Annotated in this window: 19 protein-coding genes; 6 read left to right on the top strand and 13 right to left on the bottom strand. The window is 40.5% G+C overall.

Annotated elements, in window-relative coordinates; translation table 11 throughout:
- Positions 1-41: 41 nt before the first annotated feature.
- Complete coding sequence (locus FTU71_RS01960; RefSeq protein WP_004972956.1) at positions 42-1799, bottom strand: GspE/PulE family protein; 1758 nt, start codon at positions 1797-1799, stop codon at positions 42-44.
- A 248-nt stretch (positions 1800-2047) separates the two neighbouring features.
- On the opposite strand from FTU71_RS01960, the gene FTU71_RS01965 reads away from it, so the two are divergent.
- Complete coding sequence (locus FTU71_RS01965; RefSeq protein ID WP_180111226.1) at positions 2048-3250, top strand: DUF4010 domain-containing protein; 1203 nt, start codon at positions 2048-2050, stop codon at positions 3248-3250.
- Here FTU71_RS01965 and tsaA read toward each other — a convergent pair.
- Positions 3247-3984 (bottom strand): tRNA (N6-threonylcarbamoyladenosine(37)-N6)-methyltransferase TrmO, encoded by a 738-nt coding sequence (gene tsaA, locus FTU71_RS01970; protein WP_207973603.1) that lies wholly within the window; start codon positions 3982-3984, stop codon positions 3247-3249. The genes FTU71_RS01965 and tsaA overlap by 4 nt on opposite strands.
- 120 nt (positions 3985-4104) lie before the next feature.
- On the opposite strand from tsaA, the gene FTU71_RS01975 reads away from it, so the two are divergent.
- On the top strand, positions 4105-4884 hold the full coding sequence (locus FTU71_RS01975; RefSeq protein WP_004972950.1) for a ferredoxin--NADP reductase: 780 nt from the start codon (positions 4105-4107) through the stop codon (positions 4882-4884).
- A 59-nt stretch (positions 4885-4943) separates the two neighbouring features.
- Here FTU71_RS01975 and FTU71_RS01980 read toward each other — a convergent pair whose 3' ends face one another.
- The 3 genes from FTU71_RS01980 to FTU71_RS01990 all read right to left on the bottom strand — a co-directional run bounded on the left by FTU71_RS01980 (position 4944) and on the right by FTU71_RS01990 (position 6251).
- Positions 4944-5129: a hypothetical protein gene (locus tag FTU71_RS01980; RefSeq protein WP_004972947.1), complete on the bottom strand. Its 186-nt coding sequence runs from the start codon at positions 5127-5129 to the stop codon at positions 4944-4946.
- Positions 5130-5149: 20 nt separating this feature from the next.
- A complete protein-coding gene (locus tag FTU71_RS01985; RefSeq protein WP_004972946.1) occupies positions 5150-5404 on the bottom strand; it encodes a hypothetical protein in 255 nt (84 codons plus the stop codon).
- Positions 5405-5630: 226 nt separating this feature from the next.
- Positions 5631-6251: a cation transporter gene (locus FTU71_RS01990; protein ID WP_004972944.1), complete on the bottom strand. Its 621-nt coding sequence runs from the start codon at positions 6249-6251 to the stop codon at positions 5631-5633.
- 75 nt (positions 6252-6326) lie between these two features.
- Between FTU71_RS01990 and cadR the strand changes: the two genes are divergently transcribed.
- Positions 6327-6728: a Cd(II)/Pb(II)-responsive transcriptional regulator gene (gene cadR / locus FTU71_RS01995; RefSeq protein ID WP_004972941.1), complete on the top strand. Its 402-nt coding sequence runs from the start codon at positions 6327-6329 to the stop codon at positions 6726-6728.
- 49 nt (positions 6729-6777) lie between these two features.
- Here the strand turns inward: cadR and arsH are convergent, their stop codons facing one another.
- The 3 genes from arsH to FTU71_RS02010 all read right to left on the bottom strand — a co-directional run bounded on the left by arsH (position 6778) and on the right by FTU71_RS02010 (position 8935).
- The gene (arsH, locus tag FTU71_RS02000; protein ID WP_004972939.1) at positions 6778-7482 is read right to left on the bottom strand and encodes an arsenical resistance protein ArsH; all 705 of its coding nucleotides are present in this window, start codon (positions 7480-7482) and stop codon (positions 6778-6780) included.
- A gap of 72 nt (positions 7483-7554) precedes the next feature.
- The gene (arsB, locus tag FTU71_RS02005; RefSeq protein WP_179993715.1) at positions 7555-8613 is read right to left on the bottom strand and encodes an ACR3 family arsenite efflux transporter; all 1059 of its coding nucleotides are present in this window, start codon (positions 8611-8613) and stop codon (positions 7555-7557) included.
- A gap of 4 nt (positions 8614-8617) precedes the next feature.
- Positions 8618-8935 carry a metalloregulator ArsR/SmtB family transcription factor gene (locus tag FTU71_RS02010; RefSeq protein WP_136144348.1) on the bottom strand — a complete coding sequence of 106 codons (318 nt, stop codon included), beginning with the start codon at positions 8933-8935 and terminating at the stop codon, positions 8618-8620.
- A gap of 98 nt (positions 8936-9033) precedes the next feature.
- On the opposite strand from FTU71_RS02010, the gene arsC reads away from it, so the two are divergent.
- The 3 genes from arsC (at position 9034) to FTU71_RS02025 (ending at position 11457) form a co-directional block, all read left to right on the top strand.
- A complete protein-coding gene (gene arsC, locus FTU71_RS02015) occupies positions 9034-9462 on the top strand; it encodes an arsenate reductase (glutaredoxin) (protein ID WP_154320582.1) in 429 nt (142 codons plus the stop codon).
- 315 nt (positions 9463-9777) lie between these two features.
- On the top strand, positions 9778-11160 hold the full coding sequence (yegQ, locus tag FTU71_RS02020) for a tRNA 5-hydroxyuridine modification protein YegQ (protein ID WP_136144203.1): 1383 nt from the start codon (positions 9778-9780) through the stop codon (positions 11158-11160).
- 27 nt (positions 11161-11187) lie between these two features.
- Positions 11188-11457 carry a YfhL family 4Fe-4S dicluster ferredoxin gene (locus tag FTU71_RS02025; RefSeq protein ID WP_004972931.1) on the top strand — a complete coding sequence of 90 codons (270 nt, stop codon included), beginning with the start codon at positions 11188-11190 and terminating at the stop codon, positions 11455-11457.
- A gap of 236 nt (positions 11458-11693) precedes the next feature.
- On the opposite strand, the gene ahpF is transcribed toward FTU71_RS02025, so the two are convergent.
- From ahpF to FTU71_RS02050, 5 genes are all read right to left on the bottom strand, one after another.
- Positions 11694-13259, bottom strand: a complete 1566-nt coding sequence (gene ahpF, locus FTU71_RS02030) for an alkyl hydroperoxide reductase subunit F (RefSeq protein ID WP_180111222.1) — start codon at positions 13257-13259, stop codon at positions 11694-11696.
- 216 nt (positions 13260-13475) lie between these two features.
- Complete coding sequence (locus FTU71_RS02035) at positions 13476-14393, bottom strand: hypothetical protein (RefSeq protein WP_131261786.1); 918 nt, start codon at positions 14391-14393, stop codon at positions 13476-13478.
- Positions 14394-14449: 56 nt separating this feature from the next.
- On the bottom strand, positions 14450-15577 hold the full coding sequence (locus tag FTU71_RS02040; protein WP_104852204.1) for a toxic anion resistance protein: 1128 nt from the start codon (positions 15575-15577) through the stop codon (positions 14450-14452).
- A 30-nt stretch (positions 15578-15607) separates the two neighbouring features.
- Positions 15608-16399 (bottom strand): hypothetical protein, encoded by a 792-nt coding sequence (locus FTU71_RS02045; RefSeq protein WP_004972923.1) that lies wholly within the window; start codon positions 16397-16399, stop codon positions 15608-15610.
- 172 nt (positions 16400-16571) lie between these two features.
- A partial coding sequence (locus FTU71_RS02050; RefSeq protein ID WP_180111224.1) for an RNA-guided endonuclease TnpB family protein occupies positions 16572-17125 on the bottom strand: 554 nt, incomplete at its 5' end.

Raw genomic sequence — 17125 nt, forward strand, 5'->3', positions numbered from 1 at the left:
ATTTCCATTTTATAAAATTCATCGTAAAAAGTTTGAATCTGCTAATTTAATGGCACGACTCGCAACACTTCCTCTAAAGTGGTCATGCCTTCTAAAACTTTGCGTGCGCCTGCAATACGCAACGGTTCAATGCCCTCTTTTTTAGCTTGCTGACGTAATTCATTTAAATTGGCATTGGCACTGATGAGCTGTTTGGTGTCTAAACTTAAAGGCATAAACTCATAAATTCCGACCCGACCTTTATAGCCCGTTTGACGACATTCATCGCATCCGACAGGTTTAAACACTTGTGCAGGCATTTCCATAATGTAGTCAAAGGTCAAATGTTCCCAGTCTTTTTCATTTATTGAGCCTTCCTGCTTACAATGCGGACATAGCTTACGCACCAAACGCTGTGCCAAAACGCCTAAAATTGTGGCAGCAGTCAAAAATGGCTGCACGCCCAAATCATGCAAACGAGTCAAACTTGACGGCGCATCATTAGTATGCAGTGTCGATAAAACTAAATGCCCCGTCAGTGCCGCTTGAATCGCCATATTTGCGGTATCCTGATCTCGAATTTCTCCGACCATAATAATGTCAGGGTCTTGACGCATTAAGGCACGCACACCATCGGCAAAACCTAAATCAATTGCGGTATTCACCTGCATTTGGTTAAAACTCGGTTCTAACATTTCAATCGGGTCTTCAATGGTGCAGACATTGACTTCATCGGTAGCCAATTGCTTTAGCGATGAATACAGCGTGGTGGTTTTACCCGAACCTGTAGGGCCTGTAACCAAAATAATGCCGTGACTATGTGCAGTCAGGGCATGCCATTCATTCAACAAACGACTATCAAAACCCAATTGCTGAAAACTGCGTACCAATACTTCTGGGTCAAAAATACGCATCACCAGTTTTTCGCCAAACGCCGTTGGTAAGGTCGATAAACGCAGTTCAGTTTCTTGTCCTTTTGGAGTTCGGGTTTTTAAACGTCCATCTTGCGGTTTACGTTTTTCGGCTACATTCATACGCCCTAAAATTTTAATCCGTGAGATGACTGCGGTAAGCGTATTGGCAGGCATGTTATAGATGGTGTGCAACACGCCATCAATACGAAAACGTACTTTGCCTGTGTCTTTACGTGGTTCGAGGTGAATATCACTTGCGCCTTGTTCAAAGGCAAATTGCAGCACCCAATCGACCAACTTCACAATATGTTGATCATTGGCATCTGGGTTTTGGGTATCGCCCAATTGCAATAAAGCCTCGACCCCTTTATTTTCACGGTCGTGTGCAGAAGATTTTTGTGATGAATGTACTGCACGACTCACTTGGTAATATTCAATCAAATAGCGCTGTAATTGATCTGGGCTGAGTAAAACCCGCTGAATTTTTTTGGGCAATAAACTATGTTCTAAGTTGGCAACCCATTCTTTTTTATAAGGTTGATCTGTCGCAATTAATACCGCATCTGCAGTCACTTCCACCGCTAAAATACGGTTACGCAGCGCAAATTCCTGCGACATCACAGCAGTTAAAGCGGCAACATCGGCTTTTAACGGATCAATAATATAGAATGGCAAGCCTGATTTATCAGCCAGCCATTGGCATAAACGGTTTAAAGTTAAAGTGGTTTGGGGATGACTTTGATCGACCAAATTAAAGTTGGCAATCCATTGTAACGGATGCCATTTTAATTGATCACGTTGACGATGCGTGGTTTGTACCAAAGCCTGATCACGTTCGGTAATTTTACCATCTTTGACTAATTGTTCTAAGCACCAAGTACTGTCTATTTCAAAATTAAAATTCATTGTTATATGCCCCAAAATCTGGGTTTACTATAGCAGAGTTTGCTTTCAGGGCTGAATGACTTCTTTAATACAGTAATCTTGTATGGTTCGATTAAGCCATAATTTTAGAGTGAAAATAGATTCATAAATGGCGATAAACACAATTCAAATATATGATGTTTAAAATAACACCTTGTATTTGGAATGTTGCTGTGGATTTTCTGACTCCTCCATCTTTGGTTACAACCAATTTTCCCGAACTGCTCACCATGTTTGCAGCAGCACTTGGCTGTGGCTTACTGATTGGATTAGAGCGTGAACGCAGTAAAAAAAATGGACAACATCATCATTTTGCAGGCGTACGCACCTTTGGAATTTGCGCATTATTAGGTGCAATTTGCTTCTTATTGGGCATGAGCATTGCCATTGTAGGCGCACTGATTGTTGGCGGAATAGGCTTATATTCCCTCAAAAATCAAGCGGAAGATGACCCAGGTGCAACCACAGAACTGGCCTTCGTCATGACCTATTTTATTGGTGCCTTGTGTTTATGGAATATTCCATTGGCAGCAGGTTTATCGGTCATTTTGACAGGTTTACTCATGACCAAGCACACCATGCATGGCATTGTCAGTCAGTGGATTACCGAAGCTGAACTACGTGATGGCTTGTTTTTACTGGCTTTGGTGTTAATTGCCTTGCCACTGACGCCTAATACTGCACTATGGGGCAATGTGCTTAATCCTTATGTGATTTTAAAATTATTGATTTTAATTCTAAGTGTGCAGGCTTTGGCGCATATCGCCAAGCGTTTACTCTCAAGCAGCAACGCCCTCATATTATCTGCAATTGCTTCAGGTTTTGTATCAAGCACCGCAACCATTGCCAGTTTAGGCATGGAAGTACGCGCAGGTCGTGGCGACGCACGTGCCAATGCAGGTGCAGCGCTGATGTCTTGCGTGGCAACTTTAGCGCAAATGTTGATTATTGTGGCGGGTGTCAATCTGGCGTGGTTTAAGCTGTTAATTATGCCCAGTCTGGCAGGCATTGGCATTTTAATTTTGGTCGGCGTATGCTTGCTTAAAAAGCATAAAAATACGACAACAGCAAAACCTGAAGCCGACACCCGTATGTTTAGCCTTAAAGAAGCCGCTATTATTGTGGCGACCTTAACCGCAATTCAAGCCATGGTCTACGGCTTAGAGCAAATGCTTGGCGACGCAGGCTTAATCATTGGTACCTTACTCGCCTCTTTATTTGAGGTGCATGCCGCCATTGCTACTGTGGTGATGCAAGGTCCACCCAGTCAGCAAATGTTGCTGTACGCCTTAATTTTAGGTCTTGTTGCTCATGCAATTTCTAAATGTATCAATGCCGCACTCATTGGCGGCTTACGTTTTGCACTTTATTTCGCACCTACCCAAATTTTGCACATGCTGGCGTTGGTGGCTATTTTATATATGATGGTTTAATCGACAGCGATTAAAACAATTTTTAGGATGTGTACTGCGTGCTGATCGACACGGAAACTGACATCAAAATCTGCAAAATTCATGGTGTAAATTCGTTCAGCATCATCCTGATATGCAGGTCGTGGATCTAAAGACAAGACCTGTTCCAATTCCTGCGCAATCTGTGGCTGTAATACGCCAGATTCGAGCAACTGATTTTTTTGCGCTTCGGCTGTGTCCATCCATAGCACTGTTTTTCTTATGGGTTCATCTTGCGCATAACCACTTTGTGCATCAGGCACAGCATCTGAATATTGAATATAAGGTTTAATATCCAAAATAGGCGTGCCATGCAACAAATCTGCTCCTGTCACATAAACTCGCAGTGACTTACCCACTTTTTTGACCTGTTTAAATTGCACTACAGATAAACCAATGGGTGCAGGTCGATACATGCTGCGCGTCGCAAACACACCTATTTTTTGATTACCACCCAAACGTGGCGGACGCACTTGTGCACGAAAACAGGGGTTTTGCTGTTTCTGTACGGTTGGATGAGCATCGGTTTGGTTTTTATTGTCGTGAAATTGCCAGATTAACCATAAGTGACTAAACGCTTCGATCCCTTGAAATGCCAACACATCGTTATAAGGCGCTTGCATTTCAATATACGATTCGACCTGTACCAGATTTGGTTGACGAGGAATACCAAATTTTTCTCGGTAGGGAGAGTGCATAAATCCGATTATTGGCATTTTTAGATCAGTCTTCATCACTTTTTCTGATAAGCTCAATTAAATATATTCAGTTTATAGAGAATGATTTTAGATTAGAATAGCAAGCTGTTCTAATTTGATAATTTATTGAGACCTTTAATGGCTGCTTTCAACGTCGAAAAGATTACTCACGTACACCACTGGAATGACACTTTATTCAGTTTTAAAACGACTCGCGATACCGCACTACGTTTTAAAAACGGTCAATTTGTGATGATTGGTCTGGAAGTAAATGGCAAGCCTTTAATGCGCGCTTACTCGATTGCCAGTGCTAACTATGAAGAAGAGCTAGAATTCTTCTCAATTAAAGTACCTGATGGCCCTTTAACGTCTATTTTACAAAAAGTAAAAGTGGGCGATGAATTGCTGGTTTCTAAAAAACCTACAGGCACTTTGGTACTGGATGATTTAAATCCTGGTAAAAACCTATACTTACTTTCTTCAGGTACAGGTCTAGCTCCATTTTTGGCAACCATCCGCGACCCTGAAACTTATGAACGCTTTGAAAAAGTGATTGTGGTTCACGGTACACGTTTCATTTCTGAATTGGCTTATCAAGATTTAATTCTAAATGAATTACCAAATCACGAGTTTTTCCAAGAACTTGGTATTCGTGAAAAACTGGTATATTACCCAACCGTTACACGTGAAGAATATCCAAACCAAGGACGTGTGACCACGGCAATTGAATCGGGTGAAATCTTTGAAAAAATTGGTTTACCACGTTTTAACCCTGAAACTGACCGTGCCATGTTATGTGGTAGCCCTGCATTCTTAAAAGATGTTGCAGCATTACTTGACCAACATGGTTTAAAAGAATCACCACGTATGGGTGAATTGGGCGATTACGTGATTGAACGTGCTTTCGTTGAAAAATAAAAGCTGTTGAATCTAAAAAAACCGAGCTAAATAGCTCGGTTTTTTGTCATTAGCATCAATTAACGTACACTGCGACCTTCTTGGTTAGCACGTCCTTCACAGTGTGCACCACCACCAATTACAAACCCACGCTCTGCCTGACATGAACCAATCATACGACCACTCGAATCATAAGTTGTCACTTTTGAAGCACAACCTGTCATCAAAATAGCCGCTGTTAATGCGATTAAACTAGAAATTTTCATTGTATTACCCCTCTAAAAAATTAGTCTTGTTGCAGTGAAATCTGCGAATTATTTGGTATGGTTGGCAATAAACCCGTGCGCTCATCTACTTTAGAATAGTTAATGCCTTGTATGTTGGCACCACCATAACACACAGCTTTAGCCCCCAAAATAAAGCCCTGTGTAGCGACACATGAACCAATCACTTGCCCTGCAGTATCATAAGTCACTACTTTAGAACTACAGCCAGCCAAAGCAATCAGGCTTGCTATAGAAAATAATTTAATTAGTTTCATTTAACCCTCAATTTAAAAAAAATTAAATATTATTCATCGTGTAAATTATTTTTAAATACATCAATTTATTTTTAATTTTAGTTATATATTATTTTTTGTAAATAGCAATTTGGAATAACTTATCGTTATTTTTACTTCAAATTTTAAAATTATTGCGACTACAAAAAATTAAAAGCACTCCATCTAAATCACTCAAATCAGATGGAGTGCTTTTTACGTTTATTCTTTATTCTGGTACATTCATTCTTCGTTCAGCCAAAGCTTGCTGAATCACATGATACCCCGCTGTTAAGCCCAAACTCGCCATAATCACGGCTACCACAAGATCTGGAATCAAACTACCCGTACCAAATACACCCACTGCCGCCAAAATAACTGCGAAATTACCAATCGCATCATTACGGCTACATAACCACACCGATTTCATATTCGAATCACCATCTCGAAATGCATATAAAATCAATGCAGTAACCACATTGGCTAATAAGGCGATGATCCCAATAATACCCATGGTTATGGCTTCAGGTGGAATACCCTGTATATAGGCATAGATAACCTTGCCCATCACCACCACACCAAACAAGGCCATCGTGATGCCTTTGACCAAAGCCACAGTAGCACGCCAATACAAACTTGCACTTAACACCGCAAGTGAAATCCCGTAATTGACAGCATCTCCAAAGAAATCCAGTGAATCTGCCCATAGGGATGATGAATGGGCATAGGCACCACCTATCAACTCAATAAAAAACATGCTGAGATTGATCACCAATGCAATCCATAACGCGGTTCTATATTTACTATTCGGTTTGATTGGCGCAGGTTCATGACTACACGTACATGCCATAGACACACCTTCTTTCAAAATGAAACTGTTTCGATTATGCTCATTTAAAACTATAGACTTAGTCCAAGGTCAAGTATGGCACAATATTTAATTCATGAATTAGCTAAAAAAGTTGGAGTCAGCACAGATACAATTCGTTTTTATGAAAAGAAACACTTACTCACCCCAAGCTTTCGTGCCGAAAATAATTATCGCTATTACAACGATGAGGCACTCAAGCGTTTGATTTTTATTAAGCGTTGCCGTGCTTTAGATATGAACTTAAAAGAAATTGAAGCCTTAATTGAATTAGAAAAACAGCCGAAACAAAACTGCTGCGCTGTGAATGAATTGATTGATGAACATTTAAGGCATGTAGAAGATAAAATTGCCGAGTTGCAGCATTTTCAGCTACAACTTCAGCAACTTAGACAAGCCTGCACCACGCAAACAACCATTGATGATTGTCAGATTTTAAAGCGACTTGAAGCCGAATAATCGCTCTCTAAGCCTTTTGTAATGCAGTATTTACGTATCTAAAATTGGATTATAAACACTTCTGATTAACACGCTTCGATAGCTGCTCGGCAGTTTCCACACGTTCAGAATAACGATCTACCAAATATGCTGCTTGCCCGCGAGTCAGCAAAGTAAATTTATATAACTCTTCCATCACATCGACAATACGGTCGTAATAGCTAGACGCTTTCATGCGGCCATCTTCCTCAAACTCTAAAAAGGCTTTAGGAATAGAAGACTGATTGGGGATGGTGATCATCCGCATCCAACGTCCTAAAATACGTAATTGATTGACACTGTTAAATGACTGCGACCCGCCACACACCTGCATTAAAGCAAGCGTTTTACCTTGTGTGGCACGAATTGCACCCGCGGCAAGTGGAATCCAGTCAATTTGTGCTTTAAAAATTGAGCTCATCGAACCATGACGTTCTGGGCTACACCAAACCATGCCTTCTGCCCACGCCAGCAATTCATGTAACTCTTGGACTTTGGGATGTGAAGCATCGCCATCTTCTGGTAAAGGCAAACCTTTAGGATGGAAAATTTTTACCTCAGCGCCAAAGTGCTCCAAAATTCTGCCCGCTTCCTGTACCGCCAAACGACTATAAGAACGCTCACGGTTTGAACCGTACATCAATAAAATACGTGGCGGATGGTTCAACGGCTTTGCCTGCACCTGTTCAAAACTTGGTGTAGGCAATAAATCTAAATCAATATTGGGTAATACCATGCTGCATACTCTTAAAACTAAAATGGGCAACGCATGCCCATGTTTTTATCTTAAACCTCAAAATGAAGAAAATTACTTTGAACTGACAATCGACTCATTTTGATAAAACTTTTTACGCAGCCATAAAGACACACTCACCAAAGCAATCAACACAGGCACTTCAACCAAAGGGCCAATAATCGTGGTAAATGCAACGGGAGAAGCCAAGCCAAACGTTGCAATGGCAACAGCAAGTGCTAATTCAAAATTATTCCCTGCTGCGGTAAAGGAAATGGCGGTCGTCCGTGGATAATCATTGCCCATCCATTTGCTCATAAAGAAGCTAATAAAGAACATGGCAACGAAGTAAATAATCAATGGAATGGAAATGCGTAAAACATCCATCGGCAAGCTCAGTACTTCTGCGCCTTTTAGTGCGAACATCGCCACAATGGTAAATAGCAATGCCAACAGACTAAATGGGCTAATTTTGGGTAAAAAAGACGTTTGATACCAATCTAAGCCTTTGCTTTTCACTAAAATCAAGCGTGTTAAAAAGCCCATCAAAAAAGGAATACCCAAATAGATTAAAACAGCTTGGGTGATTGTCCAAAAACCAACATCAATCACTTGTCCTGCCACGCCAAAATACGGCGGCAAGAAACTCAGAAACAGCCATGCATAAGTACTAAAGAATATAATCTGAAAAATACTGTTAAACGCAACTAATGCAGCCACGTATTGGTTATCACCACAAGCCAAGTTGTTCCAGACCAAGACCATCGCGATACAGCGTGCCAGACCAATTAAAATCAAACCTGTCATATATTCAGGATAGTTTTGCAAGAAAATAATCGCCAAAGCGAACATCAAACACGGAGCAATCAACCAGTTTTGTACCAAAGACAACAACAAGGTTCGGCGGTCTTTAAACACTTCTGGCAAAGCTGCGTAATCGACTTTTGCCAATGGTGGATACATCATCAAAATCAAACCAATCGCAATGGGAAGATTGACTGTTCCCACACTCATTTGATCTAAGCTTGCCGATACTGCAGGAAATACCACGCCAATCGCAACACCTAGCCCCATGGCAATAAAAATCCATAAGGTCAGATTACGATCTAAAAAAGAAAGTTTGGACTGTGCCATGTGCTTACTCGCAATGTGTTGCAATTGTAGGGTTGATGTGCTTCATCGGGCTGACATCTTGCTGCGCGATAATATTTAAAACAGCAAACGCCCATTCGGGTAAATCTGGGTTCAAACGGTAATACACCCACTGCCCCTGACGTTGATCTAGCAAAATAGATAAATTCCGTAACAACGCCAAATGACGTGATATTTTCGGTTGATTTAACTGCAATTGTTCTGTCAATTCGCATACACAAATATTGTGTTGAGCCATCACCAATTTCAGAATGTCCAGTCGGGTTGGGTCTGACAAACATTTAAAAAAATCAGTTTGATTCATTTTTTATCTGCACTTCAATATTAACTATTGCGAATATACGCATATCCATATATAAATGCAATATTGAATTTTTATCGGACTAAAACGGGTCACTACACATGAGCAACAGCATCAAAATTTTTCATAACCCTGCCTGTGGAACGTCACGCAATACTTTAGAATTAATTCGTAATACAGGACAAGAACCTGAAATTATTGAATATTTAAAAACCCCACCTACACAAGCTGAACTTACTAGCATGATTCAACAAGCAGGTTTAAGCGTGCGCGATGCAATCCGCAAAAATGTAGAACCATACGAACAGTTGCAACTTGAAGGTAGTTCACACAGCGATGCGGAATTAATTGCATTGATGGTCGAGCATCCGATTTTAATTAATCGTCCATTTGTCGTGACCGAGTTAGGTGTGAAATTGTGCCGCCCTTCTGAACTGGTCTTAGACTTGCTCACTCAACCACAACTAAAAAGCTTCAGCAAAGAAGATGGTGAGGTGGTCATTGATGAACATGGGCAACGAGTACGTTAACACGCTTTTATCCATCAGAAATTGATTATAGGCAATGAGTCAAATTGGTATGAAAGTCCCTTCTCTTAGATTCTGTATGGCTCAGGATGAGGAACTTTCTATATCAAGATCATTTACAACAGATGCTCTCCATGTGATGGATAAAACATGCTTTCTAATTTCAGATCAAAACGACCTTGCAAAACCACTGATTGAATTTTTATCTCCCTTCCCAAGCAGCACGAGTTTTCTTCTGAATCCCGAGCTATTTACTAGGTTGAATCCTAAATTTAGATTCATACAATAAAGCCATATTTCTGCTATTGCTTTTTGATCATGACCATTTCCCACGTCACCGAACTTCTCTCTCCTGCTGGTTCTTTAAAAAACATGCGCTATGCCTTTGCTTATGGTGCAGATGCAGTCTATGCAGGTCAGCCGCGTTATAGTTTGCGCGTGCGTAATAACGAATTTGATCATGACAATTTGGCAATTGGTATTCAAGAAGCGCATGAATTAGGCAAAAAGTTTTATGTGGTGGTGAACATCCAGCCGCATAACAGCAAACTCAAAAACTTTATTCGTGACCTAGAGCCAGTGGTTGCTATGCAACCCGATGCACTGATCATGTCTGACCCTGGTCTGATTATGATGGTGCGTGAAAACTTCCCCGATATGCCTGTACATTTATCGGTACAAGCCAATGCAGTGAACTGGGCAACGGTGAAATTCTGGCAAAATATGGGTTTAACCCGTGTCATTCTTTCGCGTGAATTGTCGATTGATGAAATTGAAGAAATTAAAAACAACGTGCCTGGCATGGAAATTGAAGTATTTGTGCATGGTGCGCTGTGCATGGCCTATTCAGGTCGTTGCATGCTTTCAGGCTATATGAATAAACGTGATGCCAACCAAGGCGCATGTACCAATGCCTGCCGTTGGGAATATAAAATTCACGATGCAAAAGAAGATGAAACAGGTGACGTAATTCCTGTCAAAAATCTTTCTGAAACTGCCGATGCAGATGAACAACACATGCAGGCACAGCATCAATTTAACGAGCCTGTGTTATTACAACGTAATGACGAAGATATGTTTGCTGCCGAAGAAGATGAACACGGCACTTATTTTATGAATTCTAAAGATTTACGCGCAGTGCAGCACGTTGACCGTTTAACTAAAATGGGCATCCATTCACTAAAAATTGAAGGTCGCACCAAATCTTATTTCTACTGCGCACGTACTGCACAAATTTACCGTAAAGCGATTGATGATGCGCTTGCAGGCAAACCATTTGACCCTGCATTAATGACTCAATTAGAAGGTCTAGCTAACCGTGGTTATACCGAAGGTTTCTTGCGTCGTCATGTGCACAGCGAATACCAAAACTACGAAACAGGTTCATCAAGTTTTGATCATCAGCAATTTTGTGGTGAAGTCTTAGAACGCAATGGTGACTACATTAAAATTGATGTAAAAAACCGTTTTGTAGTGGGCGATTCTCTAGAATTGATGACGCCACAAGGCAATATCTATTTCACTTTAACTGAAATTAAAGATAAAAAAGGCAATCTGATTGAAGATGCCAAAGGTTCAGGGCATATTGTAGAAATCCCTATACCTGCAGATGTCGATATGCGTTATGCCCTGCTGATTCGCAACTTACCAAATTCGACTGCAGATATTTCTGCCTCATCGTTGGCTTATCAAGCCAACTAAGTGGCAATAAACTAAGCGAGTATTGCGATGGCACTCCTGATTACCGACCAATGCATCAATTGCGATATGTGCTTACCCGAATGCCCGAATGAAGCAATTTATGAGGGTGAAAAGGTGTATGAAATTGATGTGGCGCGTTGCACAGAATGTGTTGGGTTTTATGACTATCAAACCTGCGTTTCAGTCTGCCCAATTGAATGTATTATTCCGCATCCTGAGCATGTCGAAACCAAAGAGCAGCTACAGGAAAAGTTTAATCAGTTGAATTTATTTGGACAAAATAATAAGGCTAATTAGACTGAAATGAATCTAACTGCTGTAAATCAAACTGGATGTTAAAAATAAAAAAAGAACTGAGTTGTTAGCCGACTCAGTTCTTAAAACCAAAAATAGAATAAATAAACTTTTAATACTGTGCGATAACGCACTTTACTGAACATAGCGCCTGAGTATTGGGGAACTCAGGCGCTATCTTTTTAGCGAATACAATTTAAGGATGGTTAATCCGCGTATTCAGATGTATTCGTTCAGACTTATTGACCTGAACGGATGATGTAATCAAATGCTGAAAGTGATGCTTTCGCGCCTTCACCTGTTGCAATGATGATTTGCTTGTACGGTACAGTTGTACAGTCACCTGCCGCAAATACACCTTTTACATTGGTTTCATTGCGCTCATTTATCACAATCTCACCACGATTCGTCAGCTCTACTTTTGACTCTTTTAAGAAGTCCGTATTTGGTAATAAACCAATTTGTACGAAAATTCCTGCAAGTTCAACAGTATGCTCAACATCTGTCGCACGGTCTTTATATTTCAATGCAGTCACTTGTGCGCCATCACCAATCACCTCAGTCGATAATGCATTGGTAATTACAGTAGTATTTGGCAAGCTGTTCAATTTGTTTTGCAAGACTTGGTCTGCACGTAATTTAGTATCAAACTCTACCAAAGTCACATGCTCTACAATCCCTGCAAGGTCAATCGCTGCTTCTACACCTGAGTTACCACCACCAATCACTGCAACACGTTTGCCTTTAAACAACGGGCCATCACAGTGTGGGCAGTATGCCACGCCGCGGGTACGGTATTCTGCTTCACCAGGTACATTCATCTCTCTCCAACGTGCACCTGTAGACAAGATCACCGTTTTCGATTCAAGTGTTGCGCCATTTTCCAAAGTCACTTCGACCAAACCATTGGCAGTTTCATCAGCACCTTTAATGGCAGATACTTTTTGTAGATTCATAATATCGACATCGTATTCACGCACATGCGCTTCCATTTCTGCCGCAAACTTTGGACCTTGTGTTTTTTGGATAGAAGTGAAGTTTTCAATATCCATGGTATCCATCACCTGACCGCCCATCCGCTCAGCCACAATACCTGTACGAATACCTTTACGTGCTGCATAGATTGCAGATGTATTCCCTGCAGGGCCGCCACCAATTACCAAGACATCAAACGCCTCTTTGGCATTCAGTTTCGCTGCATCTTTGCTCGCAGAATCTGTATCTAATTTAGCTACAATTTCTTCCAAAGTCATACGACCTTGACCAATGTGGTTGCCATCTTGGAATACCATCGGCACAGCCATAATTTTGCGCTGCTCAACTTCTTCTTGGAAGAATGCACCATCAATCATGGTTGCTGTTGTGCCAGGGTTGTAAATCGAAATGAGGTTCAAAGCTTGTACTACATCTGGACAGTTGTGGCAGCTCAACGATACAAACACATCAAAGTGAGATGAAAGATTCAATTCTTTGATTTGCGTTAATACTTCATCCGATACTTTTGGTGCATAACCAGAAGTTTGCAATAAAGCCAAAATTAATGAAGTGAACTCGTGCCCCATTGGTAAACCTGCGAAGAATACGCGCGGTTGCTCACCTACTTTTGCAATCCCAAAACTTGGTGCACGTGCGTTGTTACCGTCAAAACGTGCAGTAACTTGTGGCGAAAGTGCTGCGATTTCTTCAACCAATTCTTTAATTTTGGCAGATTTATCAGAACCATCTAAAGTCGCGACAAGCTCGATTGGGCTTTCAAGACGTTCTAATAAAGTTTTAAGTTGTGTAGAAGTATTTTGGTCTAACATGGCTAACGTCTCCAAGGGAGTAAATTTATTTGTTGATGTCATCTTACGAAAAATAGTCACATAGGGGAAACGGTTTATTTTTATATTTATGATCGTTTTTTTAAATGATAGTGAGTTTCAAGCTTACTATTTCATTTAAAATACCTAAAGCTATTCAATTTAGACATTAACATAAAAACTGAATGTCTGCCTTAAGCAATTGAGCCTAATCATTTTTTATTCAAGTTGTTGTTGAATCCGCAGAATACGCTGCTGTAAATGTCGCGATAAAAACCAGAGTACCGCAGACAGTATTAACATAAGCGCCATAACCGCGAGATTCATATAATAAACCAGCGTATTTAATTGCTGTGCTTGCTGCACTTGCTTATGTACGCTTTGCGCCATAGGCGTTAAAGCTTTGCCATAAACTTGCTGCTGCATCGTCCATAATTGTTCAGGTTTAAATCCATAATGTAAAAATTGCGGATCTTGCTGCTCTGCTTTGACCAAGGTCAACACTTGCGGAATGGCTGCATCTTTATCTGCGGGATGATGCATCAATGCCGTTTGCGCCAACAAATAGGCTTTAACAGGCGCTGCCATTTCTGCATTTTGTAAATAACGCGCCAATTCACTTTCTTGAATGTGCTTTTCATAATGCACAATTTTGGCATATACCTGCTGCGTATCATCTTGTCGGTCATGCTGAACATAACTCAATGCCGACCAAAGTAAAATAAAACTCAGCAACCAAGCTACAAATTTCAAGACAAAGGACTGAAAGCGAATATAAAAAAAACGAATTTTCTTGAGTAGATGAACTAGAACGAATGCACCAATAAATGACACCGACAGTTTTAAAATCAACCAACCCAACCAGTTCAACAAACTGAAAAAATAATCAGGTTGCTGCCCTAAATTTGCCAAAGTCGCATCGACACTTGCAGGCATGTGTAATTGCTGAACTTCAGTGCTTAAACCAAAGAAGCTATAAATCACATCTTGCTGAATAAAAAAGCCAATTGCCGATATAAGCACCACCGTCATAGACAGCACAGCCAAAAAACTGAGCTTTTTTTGACGCTGCTGTAATGCCACAACACCTGTTTTTAGCTGCTGTGGCTGAATGGCATATTCATCAAGTGGGGGCAAATCCGACTCCTTATCAGGTAAATTTCAGATTAAATGAAGTCATTGTCAAAATGCATTTATTGACCAGACTGTTGACTTGAACCAATCACCAATTGATTCAGATTCTCCTGTAAGGCTCGCAAACGCGTAGTCGCTTCTGCACGTTTTTGCATGCCTTCTTTTTGTACCTGGATCACATCGTTCACTGTTTTAATGAGGGTATTTTGTACGTGTTCAAGGGTTTCAATATCAATCACCGAACGCTGATTGGCTTTGGCAGTATCAACCGAGTTTTGATGCAATAAATCTGCATTACGGCGCAGCAATTCATTGGTGGCATCATCAATACTGTTGGCCAGTTGCACACTGTTTTTCTGCTCATTTAAAGAAATCGCCAAACTAATCTGGTTTTTCCACGCAGGTAAGGTAATGTTTTTAATCGCATAAAATTTATCGACCAACATTAAATTATTGGACTGGATAATCCGAATCATCGGCAAAGTTTGCATGGCAGATTGTTGCAACACCTGCAAATCACTCACCCGCTTTTCTAAATTATTAGCAAGATGATTGAGATCATAAATTTTTTGAGTCGTGGTCTGATCCTGCGGCTGCGCGGAAAATTCAGAAATTTGCTGCTGAATTTCCTGCTGTTTTAACTTACCTGCTGCAATATAAATCCCCAATTGTTTATATTCATCTTGCACACCATGAAACATTTTATCCAGTGTATCTACACGGTTTTTTAAACCATTTTGTGAGCTTTCAATTTCTGTGACCAGACTATCAATTTGCGCTTTGGTGCTGTTAAAGTTTTGATCAAAACTTTGTTTAGCGCCTTTTAACTTATTGAATAAACCACCCAAAAAGCCACTGCTTTTGTTTGGATTTAAAATACTGTTGGTATTTAACTGCTGTGCAACCTGCACCACCTGATTCAGCTTTTGCCCTGTGACATCCAAATCCTTATTTTGCACCAAACCTAAAAGCTCATCGGTATAACTTGACGTTTTAGTGGCGATATTTTTGCCATATTCTGCAACCGAATGATGGCTAAGATCGCTTAATTCTTTACGCGCAGCCAGCACCTCCTGAAAGTCATCAGGCTGTAAGCCAATTTCCTGCAAATTGAGTTGCTGAAATTGTTGCTGAGTCTGTTCATCACTCACTTGCACAGCGACGTTGCGTTGTTCAGAAGTTGTCATATTTCGCCTCTATCTAATCAAAACCATGCCTTATGATTGCGCAGGTTTTTCTAAGGATTTTCTTAATGTCTTAATTAAATGCTCACGACTTTGATCCAGCTTTTCTAGCTGACTGTGTGAGCCACTTTGCTGACTTTGTTTGACATGATATTGCCATGCAGGAATGAGTACCTGCTGCGCTTCTTTAAAGCGATCTAACAAACTAAAAGAGAGTTGCTGTGAAAGTTGCATTTGAGTAATCGCAATATCATTACTACTTTGCAAAGTCTTTAAACTATAAATTTTCTTGGCCAGTCGTTCGCTAAAATTATCCAAAGGATGCTGATTGCGCACAAATCGTGGATATTCCACTAAAAACTCATCGGCAGCTTGAATGTATTTCGCCATTTGCTCACGCAAACCAACCAACTGCTGAAAACGTGATTGTGATTTCTGAATTTCGATTTGCAGCTTTTGGCTTAAACGATCTGCTTGTCCTAATAAATGATCTAGGTTTTTATAATATTGCACTTGCCCCGCGCCATATTCCAAATCTATGCCTAGCCACTTTTGTAGTGCATTAAACTTACGTTGCTTTAACACTTTTTTAGATTTGCCAAGCGCCTGAATCAACTGCTCAATGGTCACACTCAATTGCTGAGTTAAATGTGGATCCACCCCATCCAATAAAACTGACTGCGCTTGAATCACCTGATCTGCATAATGATTTAGACGATATTGATCATTCAACAACGGAACTAAATCATTGCGTTGAATCGCCAAAAGCTCTGCACGATCCACCGTAATCTCTTGCAAAGGCAGTAACACTTCAAACTGAGCCATAGACCATCACAACCCTCTTTACATGATTTTATAGTACGTGTTTTTCGGCTAAGGTCATGTAATATTTTGCAATTTTTTATTTCGATCTGCTTAAATGCTTTTTTATAGATTCGCATAACATCAGTCACAAGATGCCTGATTCAAAACACCAGTGCTTGACATCCTCACCCCCTTAAAAGAGGGTGATTCCCACAGCTAGACGCTTATGCCCAAGCGCAAGAATGTTTAGAGCTGAGTTTATATCTCGATCATGAGCTGTACCACAGCTCATGCACTCCCATTCTCTTATTCCAAGATCTGTCCTACCTTTGGGACTACTTGAGGTGATCTCACCGCAGCACGAACAGATTTGGGTGGTATAGGCTTCTTGGACTTCTTCAAACAATACGCCTGCGTTCTCGCATTTATACTTGAGCATTGTTTTTAGTGCCGAAAATCCTGTATCCAAAACAGATTTTGCCATTTTGGTTTTTACTAATTTTTTAGCACTCAAGTCACCTACAATAATCAATGCATTTTCATTCACAAGCTTGGTGCTTGCTTTATGCAAATGATCTTTTCGACTATTTGCAATCTTGGCGTGTAATGCACGAACACGCTTCTTATTCCTGGCTCTCTGAGCAATACCTAATGTCTGCTCATATTTTCGATAGAATTTTGGATTTGAAATTACAGTGCCATCAGAACAGGTGGCAATATCTTTTAAGCCTAGATCAATACCAATCG

The organism is Acinetobacter sp. YH12136 (assembly GCF_013418545.1).
GTDB lineage: Bacteria > Pseudomonadota > Gammaproteobacteria > Pseudomonadales > Moraxellaceae > Acinetobacter > Acinetobacter towneri.